Origin of the sequence: Pseudomonas frederiksbergensis (genome assembly GCF_900105495.1) — a bacterium.
In the GTDB taxonomy this organism is placed as follows: domain Bacteria; phylum Pseudomonadota; class Gammaproteobacteria; order Pseudomonadales; family Pseudomonadaceae; genus Aquipseudomonas; species Aquipseudomonas frederiksbergensis.
In genome coordinates this window covers 1,513,163-1,530,086 of sequence record NZ_FNTF01000002.1, presented here as the reverse complement: position 1 = coordinate 1,530,086, position 16,924 = coordinate 1,513,163, and the positions used below count along the sequence as shown (strand labels likewise).

At 59.7% G+C, this 16,924-nt stretch carries 8 protein-coding genes and 1 pseudogene; 5 read left to right on the top strand and 4 right to left on the bottom strand.

The window, feature by feature from the left end:
* On the bottom strand, nucleotides 1-1,035 hold the full coding sequence (waaF, locus tag BLW70_RS07510; RefSeq protein ID WP_074873060.1) for a lipopolysaccharide heptosyltransferase II: 1,035 nt from the start codon (nucleotides 1,033-1,035) through the stop codon (nucleotides 1-3).
* 315 nt (nucleotides 1,036-1,350) lie between these two features.
* A pseudogene (gene glnE, locus BLW70_RS07505) lies at nucleotides 1,351-4,289 on the bottom strand (bifunctional [glutamate--ammonia ligase]-adenylyl-L-tyrosine phosphorylase/[glutamate--ammonia-ligase] adenylyltransferase).
* Between the two features lie 383 nt (nucleotides 4,290-4,672).
* Between glnE and aceE the strand changes: the two are divergent.
* From aceE to msrA, 5 genes are all read left to right on the top strand, one after another.
* The gene (gene aceE / locus BLW70_RS07495) at nucleotides 4,673-7,318 is read left to right on the top strand and encodes a pyruvate dehydrogenase (acetyl-transferring), homodimeric type (RefSeq protein WP_074873054.1); all 2,646 of its coding nucleotides are present in this window, start codon (nucleotides 4,673-4,675) and stop codon (nucleotides 7,316-7,318) included.
* 11 nt (nucleotides 7,319-7,329) lie between these two features.
* Complete coding sequence (gene aceF, locus BLW70_RS07490) at nucleotides 7,330-9,291, top strand: dihydrolipoyllysine-residue acetyltransferase (protein ID WP_074873049.1); 1,962 nt, start codon at nucleotides 7,330-7,332, stop codon at nucleotides 9,289-9,291.
* A 484-nt stretch (nucleotides 9,292-9,775) separates the two neighbouring features.
* Nucleotides 9,776-11,170, top strand: coding sequence for an alkaline phosphatase D family protein (locus tag BLW70_RS07485; protein WP_074873044.1), 1,395 nt, complete (start codon nucleotides 9,776-9,778; stop codon nucleotides 11,168-11,170).
* 289 nt (nucleotides 11,171-11,459) lie between these two features.
* Entirely contained in the window at nucleotides 11,460-14,156 is a 2,697-nt protein-coding gene (locus BLW70_RS07480) for a putative bifunctional diguanylate cyclase/phosphodiesterase (RefSeq protein WP_074873041.1), read from the top strand.
* A 185-nt stretch (nucleotides 14,157-14,341) separates the two neighbouring features.
* Nucleotides 14,342-14,989, top strand: a complete 648-nt coding sequence (gene msrA, locus BLW70_RS07475; protein WP_074873040.1) for a peptide-methionine (S)-S-oxide reductase MsrA — start codon at nucleotides 14,342-14,344, stop codon at nucleotides 14,987-14,989.
* 127 nt (nucleotides 14,990-15,116) lie between these two features.
* On the opposite strand, the gene BLW70_RS07470 is transcribed toward msrA, so the two are convergent.
* Nucleotides 15,117-15,956, bottom strand: a complete 840-nt coding sequence (locus tag BLW70_RS07470) for a 23S rRNA (adenine(2030)-N(6))-methyltransferase RlmJ (protein ID WP_074873037.1) — start codon at nucleotides 15,954-15,956, stop codon at nucleotides 15,117-15,119.
* Between the two features lie 309 nt (nucleotides 15,957-16,265).
* Entirely contained in the window at nucleotides 16,266-16,589 is a 324-nt protein-coding gene (locus tag BLW70_RS07465; RefSeq protein ID WP_074873036.1) for a hypothetical protein, read from the bottom strand.
* Nucleotides 16,590-16,924 lie beyond the last annotated feature (335 nt).

The window sequence follows — 16,924 nt, the reverse complement described above, 5'->3', positions numbered from 1 at the left end:
CTATTTGACCTCGACCACAGTGCCCTGCAAACGCTGCAAGGCTTCGTTCACCGCTTGCGGCATGAGTTGGCGCAGGCAGTTGTAATGACCGAAACGACACGTGCGATCGAAGCAGGGGCTGCATTCGATGCCCAGGCGCACGATCTCGACGTGCTCGGCCAATGGCGGCGTGAAACCCGGCGATGTCGAGCCGTAAATCGCCACCAACGGGCGATTCAACGCAGCGGCGACGTGCATCAGGCCGGAGTCGTTGGACACCACCGCGTCGGCGCAGGACATCAGGTCGATGGCTTCGGCCAGGGAAGTGCCGCCGCTGAGGTTCACCGACTCTTCACGCAGACCGGGAATCAGCCGCGAGCGGATGTCTTCGCCGACAGCGTGATCGTTTTTCGAACCGAACAGCCAGACTTGCCAGCCTTCGCGGATTTTCGCTTCGGCAACCTTGGCATAGTGCTCGGACGGCCAGCGCTTGGCCTCGCCAAACTCGGCGCCGGGGCACAGCACCAACACCGGACGGTCGAGAGCCAGGCCGAACTTGGCCAATGCCGCTTCGCGAGTGACCGGGTCAATCTGCAGGCTCGGCCGTGGATACGGGGTCGGCAGTTCGGAACCCGGCTCGTAAGCCAGGGCCATGAAGCGTTCGATCATCAGCGGGTAACGTTCTTTGTCCAGCGTGCGCACGTCATTGAGCAGGCCGTAGCGGAATTCGCCACGCCAGCCGGTGCGTTTCGGGATGCCGGCGAAGAACGGCACCAATGCCGACTTCAGGGAATTGGGCAGCAGGATCGCCTGGTCGTACTGGCCGGCCAGGGATTTGCCGATGCGCCGACGCGTCGCCAACTCCAAAGCACCGTGACCGAGCGGAAAGCTCAAGGCCTGGCGTACTTCGGGCATGCGCTCAAGAATCGGCCGGCTCCACTCGGGGGCCAGCACGTCGATTTCGCATTGCGGGTGGCGCTGCTTGAGGCACTGAAACAGTGTCTGCGCCATCACCATGTCACCGACCCAACTGGGCCCAACGATCAGAATTTTCATGTGGTTTCCATAAACGAACCGGGGAGGCATACGCCTCCCCGCCTCGATAATCCAGCACCTGCGGGGTGAACCGTCAGGTCATTTGGACGAGCTGATTGGGGCTCGTCGGATCAATTTAATACACATTCATGTCAGTCAGCATAAACCTCTGTGGCGAGGGAGCTTGCTCCCGCTGGGCTGCGCAGCAGCCCCAAAATTTGCCACTGCATTCTCATGACAGACTGCACAAGCTGATTTGGGAGCGCTTCGCACTCCAGCGGGAGCAAGCTCCCTCGCCACAAAAACCCGCTCCCACATTTGAATCTCGTCGCCTGCTCAGCTTAGCCCCAGCTCGCGCCAGATCCGCACTACCTGCCGCCTTTCGTCCACGAACTGGTCGCCCGGTATCACCCCGGCGTCCTTCTGCAAGGCCTGCCGGTGAGCGGCTGAACGATAGGCTTTATAGGCCTCGCGCAACAGGCTGGCGTCTTCGGCGGGCATCAGCCCTTCCTCCTCCAGCCCTTCCAGAATGCGGATGTTGTCAGTCCAGCGCAGCAATGGCGGGTGCGATTCGGACCACGCCAGGGCCGCGTATTGCACCATAAATTCAATATCGACGATACCTCCGGCGTCCTGCTTGAGATCGAACGGCGCCGTGGCCTCGAAGGCATTTGCCCCGGTGCCCGCCGCAGTACTCTTGCTGCCAAGGTTATCGCGCATTTTGGCGCGCATCTCGCTGACCTCTTGGCGCAACGTCGCCAGGTCACGCGGCTTGCCCAATACCGCCGCGCGGACTTTCTCGAATGCCTGGCCGACGTCCGGGCTGCCCACCAATACCCGCGCCCGCACCAACGCCTGGTGTTCCCAGGTCCAGGCTTCATTTTCCTGATACCGGGCAAACGCTCCGAGCGAACTCACCAGCAACCCCGACGCGCCGGACGGCCGCAGTCGCATGTCCACTTCATACAGCTGACCGGAGTTGGTCTGGGCCGTGAGCAAGTGAATGATCCGCTGCCCCAGCCGGGTGAAAAATTGCGCGCCGTCGATAGGTTTCGGCCCGTCGGTTTCCGCCTGCGGATCGCCATCGTGGATGAACACCAGGTCCAGGTCGGAACCATGCCCCAATTCCAGGCCGCCGACTTTCCCGTAACCGACAATGATGAAGCCGGGATCGCACAAAGTGCCGTCGGTACGCAGCGGCGTACCGTACTTGGCCACGGTCTGGCGCCAGGCCAGGGCCAGCACTTGCTCGAGGATCGCTTCGGCGAGCCACGTCAGGTAATCGCTGACTTTCATCAACGGTAGGCTGCCAGCGATTTCCGAAGCGGCGACGCGCAAGCGGTGCGCCAGTTTGAAATGTCGCAGGGCTTCCATTTGCTGTTCGAGGTCGTCTTCGGGAATCCGCGTCAAACGCTCGCGCAACTCGGCGGCCAATTCCGGTGCCAGCGGCGGCTTGAACAGCCGGCCTTCGTTGAGCAATTCGTCGAGCAGCAGCGGGAAGCGGGTGATCTGTTCAGCGATCCACGGGCTCGCGGCGCACAAGGTCAACAAACGTCGCAGCGCGCCGGGGTTTTCGGTCAGCAACACCAGGTACGCGGAACGACGGGCCACAGCTTCCACTAGCGGCAAGACTCTTTCCAGCACCAGATCCGGATTGGCGTGCTCCACGGCCTGCGCCAGCAACCGCGGAATAAAGGCATCGAGGCGCTCGCGACCCAAGCGCTGCATCGCGCGCAATTGCGGACTGCCGCGCAAACCGGCCAACGCTTTCAAAGCTTTGGTGGCATCAGCGAAACCGCCCTCTTGCAACTGACGGCAAGCGGCCTCTTCATCCTGAGCCTCTTCCCACAGCGGCAGCCATTCGCCGCCGACCACCACTTCGCTTTCGGTGCCTTCCTCTTCGTCGGGATCGGCGATCACCTGACCAAAGTGCCAGGCCACGCGGCCACGCCAATACATAAGCTGTTCGTGGAAAGCGGCCCAATCGGCGAAGCCCAACATAAAAGCGATGCGCGCCTGATCCTGCGCGCCGTCCGGCAGCATTTGGGTCTGGCGGTCGGCAATCGCCTGGATCGCATGCTCGGTGTACCGCAGGAATTCGTAGCCTTCGCGCAGTTCACTGACCACCGCCGGCGGCAGGTACCCCTGACCTTCCAGCGTGCTCAGTACTTTTAATAGAGGCCGCTGCTGCAAGCTCAGGTCGCGGCCGCCGTGGATCAGCTGGAAGGCCTGGGCGATAAATTCGACTTCACGAATACCACCGGAACCGAGTTTGATGTTGTCGGCCATGCCCTTGCGCCGCACTTCCTGCTGGATCAGCTGCTTCATGGTGCGCAGCGCTTCGATCGCAGAGAAGTCGAGGTATCGCCGGTAAACGAACGGCCGCAGCATCTCTTGCAATTGCGCGCCGGCCACTTGATCGCCAGCCACCACCCGCGACTTGATCATCGCGTAGCGTTCCCAGTCGCGGCCCTGATCCTGGTAATACTGCTCCAGCGCGTTGAAGCTCAGTACCAATGCGCCGGCCGAACCGTAAGGCCGCAGGCGCATGTCGACGCGGAAGACAAAACCGTCGACGGTCATCGGGTCCAGGGCCTTGATCAGGCGCTGGCCGAGACGAATGAAGAATTCCTGGTTATCCAGCGAGCGTTTGACGCCGACGGTTTCGCCCCCTCGGGATAGGCGAAGATCAGGTCGATGTCCGACGACAGGTTGAGCTCCACCGCACCGAGCTTGCCCATGCCGAGAATGACCATTTGTTGCGGCTCGCCGCTACGCCGGCCAGTCGGCACGCCGAACTGCTGGCAGTGCCGCGAGTACAACCACTGATAGGCCTGATCGATGCTGGCATCGGCCATGTCCGAGAGATCGCGGCAGGTCTGGATCAGATCGCACTGACGTGTCAGGTCGCGCCAGATGATCCGCACCTGATGACGGCTACGCTGACGGCGCAGGGCGCGACCGAGCTCATCGTCGGTGTCCGCTGCATTCACCGCGGCCGCAATCTGTGCGCACAACTCGCCGGGCGCAAAGCTTCGATCCAGCTCACCGGACTGCACCAGTTCCAGCAACATCAACGGGTCGCGGACACTTTGTTCAATCACGAAGTCGCTGGCAGCGGTGACGCGGGCGAATTGCGCCCAGCGTTCAGGCGTCCAGCCGGCCAGACCATGGTCGTCGTCGAGGCCGGCGACGGCCGTGCGGAAAGACTGTTCGGCACGGGTGACAAACGGCAGGAGGATGCCGGGCAGTTCGGCAAGCGAAGGGAGGCTCATGGTCTATCCTTGATCGGCGTGTAGAGGGCTGCATGTAGTGATTCGCGAGAATGCACTACCTGATCGACTGTCGAACAAAGGTTAGAAATAGCTGAAATTTCTTTATTTTTGGCAGACAGCATCAAGCTTTCACCTTTTCTGGTTGGCAAAAGACCAACCTTAACGATTATTCTCACAACGCAGCTGGAGGCCACAAGCCGCTCATCTGTAGTTTTACTACTCGTATATACATTCGAAAGGCTGAAATGCCCGATGATTTGTAGTAAAACTACACGCCGCCGGAACAACCTCTCGGCAATCCAAGAATTTATATCGTCTGCCCACAAGGCCAGTCGCAAACTCAGGCAACCGATTCTGGAAGCCTTTCCGCCCTGGAGCAAGCCATGCAAGACCTCGATCCCGTCGAAACCCAGGAATGGCTGGACGCCCTGGAATCGGTTCTCGACAAAGAAGGCGAAGACCGCGCTCACTATCTGATGACCCGTATGGGCGAACTCGCAACCCGTAGCGGTTCGCAATTGCCTTACGCCATCACCACGCCATACCGCAACACGATCCCCGTTACCCACGAAGCACGCATGCCTGGCGACCTGTTCATGGAACGCCGCATTCGCTCGTTGGTACGCTGGAACGCGATGGCCATGGTGATGCGTACGAACCTGAAAGATTCTGACCTGGGCGGTCACATCTCCAGCTTCGCCTCCAGCGCAACCCTGTATGACATCGGCTTCAACTACTTCTTCCAGGCCCCGACCGACGAACACGGCGGCGACCTGATCTACTTCCAGGGCCACACCTCGCCAGGCGTTTACGCCCGCGCATTCATGGAAGGCCGCATCACCGAAGACCAGATGAACAACTTCCGCCAGGAAGTGGACGGTCAGGGTCTGTCGTCCTACCCGCACCCTTGGCTGATGCCTGATTTCTGGCAGTTCCCGACCGTATCCATGGGTCTGGGCCCAATCCAGGCGATCTACCAGGCACGCTTCATGAAGTACCTGGAAGCCCGTGGTTTCATCCCGGAAGGCAAGCAAAAAGTCTGGTGTTTCCTGGGCGACGGCGAGTGCGACGAGCCGGAATCCCTGGGCGCGATCTCGCTGGCTGGCCGCGAGAAGCTCGACAACCTGATCTTCGTCATCAACTGCAACCTGCAGCGCCTTGATGGCCCGGTTCGCGGCAACGGCAAGATCATCCAGGAACTCGAAGGCGTGTTCCGCGGTGCTCAGTGGAACGTGACCAAAGTCATCTGGGGCCGTTTCTGGGACCCACTGCTGGCCAAAGACGTCGACGGTATCCTGCAACGCCGCATGGACGAAGTCATCGACGGCGAGTACCAGAACTACAAAGCCAAAGACGGCGCGTTCGTGCGTGAACACTTCTTCAACTCGCCAGAACTCAAGGCGATGGTTGAAGACTTGTCCGACGACGAGATCTGGAAACTCAACCGTGGCGGCCACGACCCGTACAAGGTCTACGCGGCGTACCACGAAGCGGTCAACCACAAAGAACAACCGACCGTCATCCTGGCCAAGACCATCAAAGGTTATGGCACCGGTGCCGGCGAAGCGAAGAACACCGCGCACAACACCAAGAAAGTGGATGTTGAAAGCCTGAAGCTGTTCCGCGATCGTTTCGACATCCCGGTAAAAGACGAAGAGCTGGAAAACCTGCCGTTCTTCAAGCCAGAGCCAAACAGCGCCGAAGCCCGCTACCTGAGCGAGCGCCGCACTGCACTGGGCGGTTTCGTGCCACAGCGCCGCGCCAAGAGCTTCGACATCCCGACGCCACCACTGGATACCCTCAAGGCAATCCTGGACGGCTCGGGCGACCGTGAAATCTCCACCACCATGGCTTTCGTGCGGATCCTCGCGCAGCTGGTCAAGGACAAGGAAATCGGTTCGCGCATCGTTCCGATCATCCCGGACGAAGCCCGTACCTTCGGTATGGAAGGCATGTTCCGTCAGTTGGGCATCTACTCCTCCGTCGGCCAGCTCTACGAGCCAGTCGATAAAGACCAGGTGATGTTCTACAAGGAAGACAAAAAGGGCCAGATCCTCGAAGAAGGCATCAACGAAGCGGGCGCCATGAGCTCCTTCATCGCAGCCGGTACTTCGTACTCCAGCCATAACCAGCCAATGCTGCCGTTCTACATCTTCTACTCGATGTTCGGCTTCCAGCGTATCGGCGACCTCGCCTGGGCCGCTGGCGACAGCCGCACCCGTGGCTTCCTGATCGGCGGCACCGCCGGCCGGACCACGCTGAACGGCGAAGGCCTGCAACACGAAGACGGTCACAGCCACATCCTGGCTGCCACCATCCCGAACTGCCGCACCTTTGATCCAACCTACGGCTACGAGCTGGCGGTGATCATCCAGGACGGCATGAAGAAGATGACCGAAGAGCAGCAGGACGTTTTCTACTACATCACCGTGATGAACGAGTCCTACCAGCAGCCAGCCATGCCGGCCGGTGTCGAGGAAGGCATCATCAAGGGCATGTACCTGCTCGAGGAAGACACCCGCGAAGCGGCGCACCACGTTCAGCTGATGGGCTCCGGCACCATCCTGCGTGAAGTTCGCGAAGCGGCGAAAATCCTGCGTGAACAGTTCAACGTCGGCGCTGACGTGTGGAGCGTTACCAGCTTCAACGAACTGCGTCGCGATGGCCTGGCCGTAGAGCGCAGCAACCGTCTGCACCCGGGTCAGAAGCCTAAACTGAGCTATGTCGAAGAGTGCCTGAACGGCCGTCAAGGTCCGGTCATCGCGTCTACCGACTACATGAAGCTGTTCGCTGAGCAAATTCGTCAGTGGGTCCCGTCCAAGGAATTCAAAGTCCTGGGCACCGACGGTTTCGGCCGCAGTGACAGCCGCAAGAAGCTGCGTCACTTCTTCGAAGTCGACCGTCATTTCGTGGTGTTGGCAGCCCTGGAAGCCTTGGCTGACCGTGGTGATATCGAGCCTAAAGTGGTGGCTGAAGCCATCGCCAAGTTCGGGATCAACCCGGAAAAACGCAACCCACTGGACTGCTGAGGAGACACTCTGTGAGCGAACTCATTCGCGTACCTGACATCGGCAGCGGTGAAGGTGAAGTAATCGAACTATTTGTGAAGGTCGGCGACCGTGTGGAAGCCGACCAGAGCATCCTGACGCTTGAGTCGGACAAGGCGAGCATGGAAATTCCTGCGCCCAAGGCCGGCATCGTCAAAAGCATCAAAGTGAAGCTGGGCGATCGCCTGAAAGAAGGCGACGAACTGCTGGAGCTGGAAGTCGAAGGTGCCGCTGCTGCGGCCCCAGCGGCGGCGGCTGCGCCGGCTGCCAAGGCTGAAGCGAAACCGGCTGCTGCTCCGGCAGCTGCCGCGCCAGCCGCAGCTCCGGCTGCCGCCAGCGTCCAGCAAGTGCACGTGCCGGACATCGGTTCGTCGGGCAAGGCCCAGATCATCGAGATCCAGGTCAAGGTCGGCGACACCGTCGCGGCTGATCAGTCGCTGATCACCCTGGAATCCGACAAGGCCAGCATGGAAATCCCATCGCCTGCCGCTGGCGTGGTCAAGAGCATCAGCGTCAAGCTCAACGACGAAGTCGGCACTGGCGACCTGATTCTGGACCTGGAAGTGGCGGGTGCTGCGGCCCCTGCTGCTGCCGCGCCAGCCCAGGCTGCTGCGCCTGCTCCGGCCGCCGCTGCTGCTCCAGCCGCCGCGCCTGCTGCACCGGTTGCCGACAGCGTTCAGGACATTCATGTCCCGGACATCGGTTCGTCGGGCAAGGCCAAGATCATCGAAGTCCTGGTCAAGGCTGGCGACACCGTCACCGCCGACCAGTCGCTGATCACCCTGGAATCCGACAAGGCCAGCATGGAAATTCCATCGCCTGCCGCGGGCGTGGTGGAAAGTGTTTCCGTCAAGCTGGATGACGAAGTCGGTACCGGCGACCTGATCCTCAAGCTGAAAGTCAAAGGCGCTGCGCCTGCTGCTGCCCCGGCAACCGCCGCTGCTGCTCCTAGTGCTCCAGCTCCAGCCGCCGCTGCTCCTGCTGCTCCGGCACCGGCACCGGCAGCACCAGCTGCTGCACCGGCCAAGCCAGGCGCCAAGGTTCACGCGGGCCCGGCAGTACGCCAACTGGCTCGCGAGTTCGGCGTCGAGCTGAACGCTGTTGGCGCCAGTGGTCCGCACGGTCGCATCCTGAAAGAAGACGTGCAGGTTTACGTCAAAGCCATGATGCAGAAAGCCAAGGAAGCACCGGCCGCTGCTGCTGGCGCAACCGGCGGCGCGGGCATCCCGCCGATTCCGGTCGTGGACTTCAGCCGCTTCGGTGAGACCGAGGAAGTGCCGATGACCCGCCTGATGCAAATCGGCGCGTCGAGCCTGCACCGCAGCTGGCTGAACATTCCGCACGTGACTCAGTTCGATTCGGCTGATATCACCGACCTGGAAGCGTTCCGTATCGCTCAGAAAGCCGTTGCAGAGAAGGCTGGCGTCAAGCTGACCATCCTGCCGCTGCTGCTCAAATCCTGCGCACACCTGCTCAAGGAACTGCCGGACTTCAACAGTTCGCTGGCACCAAGCGGCAAGGCGATCATCCGCAAGAAGTACGTGAACATCGGCTTCGCCGTCGACACCCCTGAAGGCCTGCTGGTACCGGTCATCAAGAACGTCGACCAGAAGAGCCTGTTGCAACTGGCAGCCGAAGCCGCCGTGCTGGCCGCCAAAGCCCGCGACAAAAAGCTCACCGCTGACGACATGCAAGGCGCCTGCTTCACCATTTCCAGCCTCGGCCACATTGGCGGCACCGGCTTCACGCCGATCGTCAACGCGCCGGAAGTGGCGATCCTCGGTGTTTCCAAGGCAACCATCCAGCCAGTCTGGGACGGCAAAGCCTTCCAGCCAAAACTGATGCTGCCGCTGTCGCTGTCCTACGATCACCGTGTGATCAACGGCGCCGCTGCTGCACGCTTCACCAAGCGTCTGAGCGATCTGCTGGCGGACATCCGCACGATCCTGCTGTAACACCGGCCGGCCCTCCTTCATCGGAGGGCCCGTCGCGTTCCACGTTTTCCGAGCGCCACGCTCGTACCTCAACCCCGCCAGTTTGGCGGGGCTTTTTTTGCCCTCAAGAAAACCATCCCCATTCAGCATTCCAGGTAGCAGCTGTCGAGCTTGCGAGGCTGCGTTCGGCTGCGAAGCAGTCGTCAGATCAGAACTTGCGGTGCATCAGGTAGACCGCGTTAGCCGGTTTCACGACGGCTACGCCGCCGAACGCAGCCTCGCAGGCTCGGCAGCTGCTACAGGCCGCATTAGGGCTGAACTGACTGGCATTGGGCCCTCTCCCAAGTTTTATTCCTACATTCACGGCTTACGCCGCCTACAACTCGAGTCCACTTCCGCCCGATATTTTTCGCAAGCCAATAACTAATCTTAGTTGGTAGCACCCCCAATAGATTCTTCTACAACTTAATCTGCTTAGTTAGCATTACTTCGAATGGATTCGAACATGTTCAAACCAACTGTCGGCCCTATTATTGGCCACACAACAACTAACCACGCCCGCATTTTCTTGCGCGGCGAACTTCAAAACACTGCACCAGTATTTGCAGGCATTCGTTATCGACGAACAGGCGAAGAGCGCTGGTCCCAAGGTGTATTTGCAAAGTTGACGATCTTGCGGGATATGTCCGACGTAATTGCACTCAACGAACTTGCCACCGACACCGAGTACGAATACCAGGCAGGCTGGTTCAGCCCCATGAGCCCGGTGCATACCGTGGAAACGGTTCAGGAACTGCCGCTGCAATGGCCGCGCGTCATCTACCGGTTTCGCACACTATCCAGCAAAGCCGCGATTCCACGGGCCTATATCGTCGGTTCCTGTCGCTACCTGCGCATGACCGCTGGCATCCCGTCTGCACCGTATCTGGGCGACAGGATTTTCGCCTCGATCACCCATCTGGCGCAGCAGGCCGAACCGCCCATCAGCGCCATGTTGATGACCGGCGATCAAATCTATGTCGATGACCTGAACGTCATTGCTCCCGACCGGGAATACAAGGCAATACTCAGTAAGTACCGTGCAGCTTTTTCCCAACCCAATATTGCAAAATTAATGTCCGGCGTCCCGACTTACATGATCCTCGACGATCATGAAATCGAAGACAACTGGCCCGCCAACGAAAGTAAGGCAGATGCCTACTTATACAAAAATGCCATCGCGGCGTATGAGTTGTATCAAGCCAGTCATAGCCCCACACATGAACTTCTTGCCAGCGGGCAAGTAAACAAGCAACTGCAACACTATTGGTATCAATTCGCCGAAGGCGATATCGAATGGTTTGTCACTGACAGTCGAACCCGACGCAACCTGTCGGCCAATGATCGACGCATCCTTGACGAAGAGCAGGAACAAGCCTTGTGCAAATGGTTGATTCACAGCCCGGCCAGGGTCAAGTTCGTGGTCACCAGCGTAATGTTCTACCCCGACCGCAAACTTCACGGTGATGACGCCTGGAAAGCTTTCCCGGAACAACGGCTACGACTGCTGGAGACCATTCGTACGCACCGAATAAAGAACGTCTTCTTCGTGTCCGGCGATGTCCATGGCTCCCTGACCAGTCGCCTGACCCACAGCGAAGACCCGGACTTCGCGGTGCACACCATCGTCTCCTCGCCTTTGTGCAACAGCAAACTGCTGCCGTATGCCAAGGCATCCACTTTCATCCTCGGCCAACCATTGGCGCGAACAGCCGCTGGCGACTATCAGCATGAACTGACCAGCCAGGTGGTCAGCCAGGACAACTTTGCCCATCTGGTCGTTGATCAGGAGAAGGTACAGGTCAACTATCACGACCGGGACGGCCAGCGGCTGCAATCGGTAGGCATTCCTTTGCGTTAAACCAAACCTGTGGCGAGGGAGCTTGCTCCCGCTTGAGTGCGCAGCGCTCACAAGATTTTTGGGCCGCTGCGCAACCCAGCGCGAGCAAGCTCGCTCGCCACAGGGCTCCAAACGATTACTTTTAGCCATCCATTGGAGAAATCCTCTCTCCTGCCGACATATTCTTATAGCACTTGGCCTTCATGTCTCTTGTCAGTCACTGTCGCAATGATGCAACCTTGCCGCAGTTAACAGTACAGAGGGCGGAAGCCCGGCGCGATCAGCCTATTCGAAGTGAGTTCCCCTCCATATGAAGAGCCAACCCGATGCCGCCAGCCGTATGGTGGCCGAGGTAGTGACGCAGTTGCCTGTGCCCTCGCGGCTCGGCATGCTGCGTTTCGAACGGCTGAATGAAGCGAGCTGGGCGCTGCTGTTTCTCGATCCCAATTGCGAACGACAGTTCGGCCTGCCGGCTGTGGAGCTCTGTGCTCTGGTCGGCTCGCCCTACGCCAGCCTGATGGAGCCCGAAGCGCGCTATCAGCTGCATGACGCGGTTCAGCAACAACTCACCGAAAGCCCGCATTACCTGATCCGCTACACACTGCACACCGCCGCAGGTTCCTTGAACCTGCTAGAACTGGGCGAAGCCTACAAACAACACAATCGACACCTGCTACGCGGCTACCTGTTGGTAATCGACGGCTTGTTCGAGGGTGAGCAACTGCTGCCGGCCCTGGACCTGGAAACCCAGAACTCCCGCCTGCAAATCGCCCTGGAACTCAATCAGCGCGCCCAGCAGGAACAGCTTCTGCACCTGGACCGGGTGCGCGCCCAGCAAGACTTGATCCTGCTGCTGACCCGCCAGCGCTATAGCAGTAACAACTCCCTGAAAGAAGCCGCCGAACTGATCACTCGCAGCGCCTGTGACATTTACGAAATCGACTGCGCCAGCCTGTGGAACCTCGAAGGTTCACAGCTCGTGCCGATTTCGGCCTATCACCGCGCCAGCCAGGAATACCTGCTGCCGGAGCCGATGGACGTCAGTCTCTTCCCTGATTACCTGGATGCCTTGCAGACCGGCCGCGCCATCGACGCCCACAACGCCATGCGCGACCCGCGTACCCGGCAAATGGCCGAACACATGCGTCCGCGCGATGTGAATGCGATGCTCGACGCCAGCATTCGCGTCGATGGCCAAGTGGTTGGCGTACTCTGCCTGGAACAGACCGGTACGCCCCGCGCCTGGCAATCGGACGAAATTGCGTTCGCCGGAGAGTTGGCGGATCAGTTCGCCCAAGTCATCAACAACCACAACCGCCGCACTGCTACCAGCGCCCTGCACCTGTTCCAGCGTGCGGTAGAGCAAAGCGCCAACGCCTTTTTGCTGGTCAATTGCGATGGCGTGGTGGAATACGTCAACCCCAGCTTCACGGCGATCACCCAGTACACCACCGAAGAAGTCCACGGCCAGCGGCTGTCGGAACTGCCGGCACTGGAAAACCTCAGCGAGCTGCTGTTCGACGCGCCCTCGGCGCTGGCCAAGAGCAACAGCTGGCAGGGTGAGTTCAAAAGCCGCCGTAAAAACCTCGAACCCTACTGGGGCCAGTTGTCGATTTCCAAGGTTTACGGCGACAACCGCGAGCTGACGCATTACATCGGCATCTATGAAGACATCACCCAGACCAAGCTCGCTCAGCAGCGCATCGAGCGTCTGGCTTACACCGACAACCTGACCAACCTCGGCAACCGCCCCTCCTTTATCCGCAACCTCGACGAACGTTTCGCCCGAGACAGCGATACACCGATCAGCTTGTTGCTGGTGGACATCGACAACTTCAAGCGGATCAACGACAGCCTCGGCCACCAGACCGGCGACAAACTGCTGATCAGCCTGGCCCGGCGTCTGCGCAACAGCCTGAGCCCGAGCGGCAGCCTGGCGCGGTTCGCCAGTAACGAATTCGCCGTGCTGCTGGACGACACCGACCTGCGTGCGGGTCAACAGATTGCCAATCAACTGCTGGCGACCCTCGACAAGCCGATGTTCGTCGACAACCAGCTGATCAGCGTCACCGGCTCCGTAGGCCTGGCCTGCGCGCCGTTGCACGGCCGCGATCCGCAAACCCTGATGCGCAACGCCGGCCTCGCCCTGCACAAGGCCAAGGCCAACGGCAAACATCAGGTCCAGGTGTTCACCGAAGCGCTGAACGCCGAAGCGAGCTACAAACTGTTCGTCGAAAACAACCTGCGCCGCGCCCTGACCCAGAACGAGCTGGACGTGTTCTACCAGCCCAAGCTCTGCCTGCGCAGCGGTCGCCTGTTGGGGATGGAAGCGCTGCTGCGCTGGAACCATCCGGAAAAAGGCATGATCCGCCCGGACCAGTTCATCAGCGTCGCCGAAGAAACCGGCCTGATCATCCCCATCGGCAAATGGATCGCCCGCCAGGCCTGCCGCATGAGCAAAGACCTGACCGCCGCGGGCCTGGGCAATCTTCAGGTGGCCATCAACCTGTCGCCCAAGCAGTTCTCCGATCCGGACCTGGTGTCGTCCATCGCCAACATCCTCAAGGAAGAAGCGCTACCGGCAAACCTGCTGGAACTCGAACTCACCGAAGGCCTGCTGCTGGAAGCCACCGAAGACACCCACTTGCAGCTCGATCAGCTCAAGCGCCTGGGCCTGACCCTGGCCATGGATGACTTCGGCACCGGTTACTCATCGCTCAGCTACCTGAAAAAATTCCCGATCGACATCATCAAGATCGATCGCAGCTTCATCCACGAAATCCCGGACAACCAGGACGACATGGAAATCACCTCCGCGGTGATTGCCATGGCCCACAACCTGAAACTCAAGGTCGTGGCTGAAGGCATCGAAACCGCCGAGCAGTTGGCTTTCCTGCGCCGCCACCGCTGCGACGTCGGCCAGGGTTACCTGTTCGACCGACCGATCCCCGGCGTAGAGCTGATCGAAAAGCTCAAGCGCTATCCGCGTGGCCCGCTATCGCTGTAACACAACAGCCCCCTGTGGGAGTGAGCCTGCTCGCGATAACGGTGTATCAGCGACAACGATGCAGACTGCCACGACGCCATCGCGAGCAGGCTCATTCCCACATTTTGACTAGTGATTAACTTGGCATCATTGGGCACACTGGCGGTCTGTGTATTTACATTCAAACCTGACTGAGAGGACTGATCATGGTTCTGCGCTCGGAAATCCTGGTGAACAAAAACGTGCTCCCGACTAAAGAACAAGCTCTGCCCGGCCGTGAAACCCCAATGACCGTGCCGGAAAAACACTTCGTCCACGACGCCCCGCTGCTGGGCCCATTCGCGATGGACGTGGATTTCGCGATCTTCGGCCTCGGCTGCTTCTGGGGCGCAGAGCGCAAGTTCTGGCAGCGCGAAGGTGTGGTCAGTACGGCGGTGGGTTATGCCGGCGGCTTTACGCCGAACCCGACATATGAAGAAGTCTGCTCGGGCCTGACCGGCCACAGCGAAGTGGTACTGGTGGTCTACGAGCCGGCAAAAGTCAGCTATGAAGAGCTGCTGAAAATGTTCTGGGAATTGCACAACCCGACTCAGGGCATGCGCCAGGGCAATGACATCGGTACTCAGTACCGCTCGGTGATCTACGCCACCAACCCTGCTCAACTGGCGGCGGCCGAACACAGCAAGCAAGTGTTCCAGGCTGAGCTGACCAAGGCTGGCAAAGGCACCATCACCACTGAAATCGAAGAAGCCCCGACGTTCTACTTTGCCGAGGCGTACCACCAGCAATACCTGGCGAAAAACCCTGAAGGGTACTGCGGGATTGGCGGTACCGGCGTGACCTGCCCGATCTGACTTTCGGGCCCTGATCGTTCCCACGCTCTGCGTGGGAATGCAGCCCGGGACGCTCCGCGTCCCTACAGAAGTGGACGCGGAGCGTCCGTTGAGGCATTCCCACGCAGAGCGTGGGAACGATCACTGGTCAACTTTCAGCAATCAACCAATCCATCTGCCACCCACCCTGGGTCTGCCCCAACTTCTTGGACAACCACGGCAGCAACTCACGCAATTCCTCTTCCAGACCCCACGGCGGATTCGCAATCGCCAGCCCCGAGCCGTTCAAGCTGTTCGGCGTATCCAGCGGATGCACCAGCAACTCGACCCGCAACAACTTCGGTGCGCCCGTACCCGCCAAGTCCTGATAAAAACGCCGCAACAGGCGCTGGTCCTTCACCGGGTACCAGATCGCCGCCACGGTCTGCCGCATCCGGCCAATCGCCTCTTTCAGCGACGCCGCACAGCGCTGCATCTCATCCAGCTGCTCGAACGGCGGATCGATCAACATCACTGCCCGCTTCTCCTGCACCGGCAACATCGCACGCGGCACATGCCAGCCTTCGCCCAGATGCACCTTCACCCGACGGTCGCCCGCCATGTTGTCCTTCAGCAGCAAGCCGTCCTCGGGGTGCTTCTCATTGAGCATCACCCGATCCTGCGGCCGCGTCAGACGTCGCGCCAACTCCGGCGACCCCGGGTAATAGCGCAACTGGCCATCCGGGTTCATCTCGTGCAGCACCTTCATGTAATCAGCGGTCAACGCCGGCAGATCCGGCTGATCCCACAAACGCGCAATACCTTCCAGGTATTCACCGGTACGGCTCGCCTGATCGCCCTGCAGGTCATACAGACCAATGCCGGCGTGAGTGTCGAGATAGGCAAACGGCTGCTCCTTGCGCGACATCAAAGCGATGATGCGGGTCAAAGTCAGGTGTTTGAACACATCGGCGTGATTGCCGGCATGGAAGGCGTGACGATAATTCATGGCTGCTCCTGCGAAGGGCGGGAAGTTTACCCTGTACGGCGGCGAACGTCAGGACCTCACAGCCGAGCGGACAGTTGCAGCACGCATAAAGGGGGAAACACACCTCAGCTAGGCCGCAACACGATCTGTAGCAGCTGGCGAAGCCTGCGTTCGGCTGCGCAGCAGTCGTAAACCCTGCCTGCACGGTGCACCTGAAACACCGCAAGCTCTGATTTTACGACTGCTGCGCAGCCGAACGCAGGCTTCGCCAGCTGCTACAAAAACGTGCGTATCAACTTAACTGAACAGCATCAGCGAAAGCCCCCGGCCCTACTCCGAAGACCGAGCCTTCAATCGTCGCCCTAACACATCCAGCACATCACACCCATCCCGCAACGGAATGGCGCAGAGCAAAGCAAAATCACTAAGAAGAAAGGACTGACACTCGATCGAACCGCGCATGGACAAGTTCTCCATCACCTGGGTGACGGCACGAATTCGGTAGTTGGCAGCGTCATACAAAACATCCAGCGGCGCTTGGGTGTCGACGAACAGGGTTGGCATGTCGTCGCAATTGCTGGTGAGCGCCATGAAGCGGCTTTTGGGATGGGGAATTGGTTTTTCATAGGGGGGATCGGGGGTAAGTGTTTTCATCAATTTGAGTCCTAACGTATGGATTGAAGCCGCCAGAAATCACTTCCACGCAAATAGGTGGCGGCTGTACGCAGGTGTGGAAGACCGGGACGTTAGGCACCCGGCGCACTCGAAAGCGCCCCGCGCACAGCCACCATAAAAACACAGACGATAAAACACGCCGAACTGGTGGCGCTTGATGCGCCTAACGATAGAAGGGCTTCCACACCCTGTCACTGAATTTGCAGTGACAGCTAAGAGACTATCGATGAGGTCCGTTGCGCACCAGTTCATGAAAACCGCTACAACTTGAAGGAAACTTCCGACGACCTTGCCCAGAAATTTCGCTGCCTGTA

What these genes read in the sequence shown, in the direction of transcription:
- waaF (WP_074873060.1), bottom strand. Translation starts at nt 1,035, where the DNA reads ATGAAAATTCTGATCGTTGGGCCCAGTTGGGTCGGTGACATGGTGATG.
- aceE (WP_074873054.1), top strand. Translation starts at nt 4,673, where the DNA reads ATGCAAGACCTCGATCCCGTCGAAACCCAGGAATGGCTGGACGCCCTG.
- BLW70_RS07485 (WP_074873044.1), top strand. Translation starts at nt 9,776, where the DNA reads ATGTTCAAACCAACTGTCGGCCCTATTATTGGCCACACAACAACTAAC.
- BLW70_RS07480 (WP_074873041.1), top strand. Translation starts at nt 11,460, where the DNA reads ATGAAGAGCCAACCCGATGCCGCCAGCCGTATGGTGGCCGAGGTAGTG.
- msrA (WP_074873040.1), top strand. Translation starts at nt 14,342, where the DNA reads ATGGTTCTGCGCTCGGAAATCCTGGTGAACAAAAACGTGCTCCCGACT.
- BLW70_RS07470 (WP_074873037.1), bottom strand. Translation starts at nt 15,956, where the DNA reads ATGAATTATCGTCACGCCTTCCATGCCGGCAATCACGCCGATGTGTTC.
- BLW70_RS07465 (WP_074873036.1), bottom strand. Translation starts at nt 16,589, where the DNA reads ATGAAAACACTTACCCCCGATCCCCCCTATGAAAAACCAATTCCCCAT.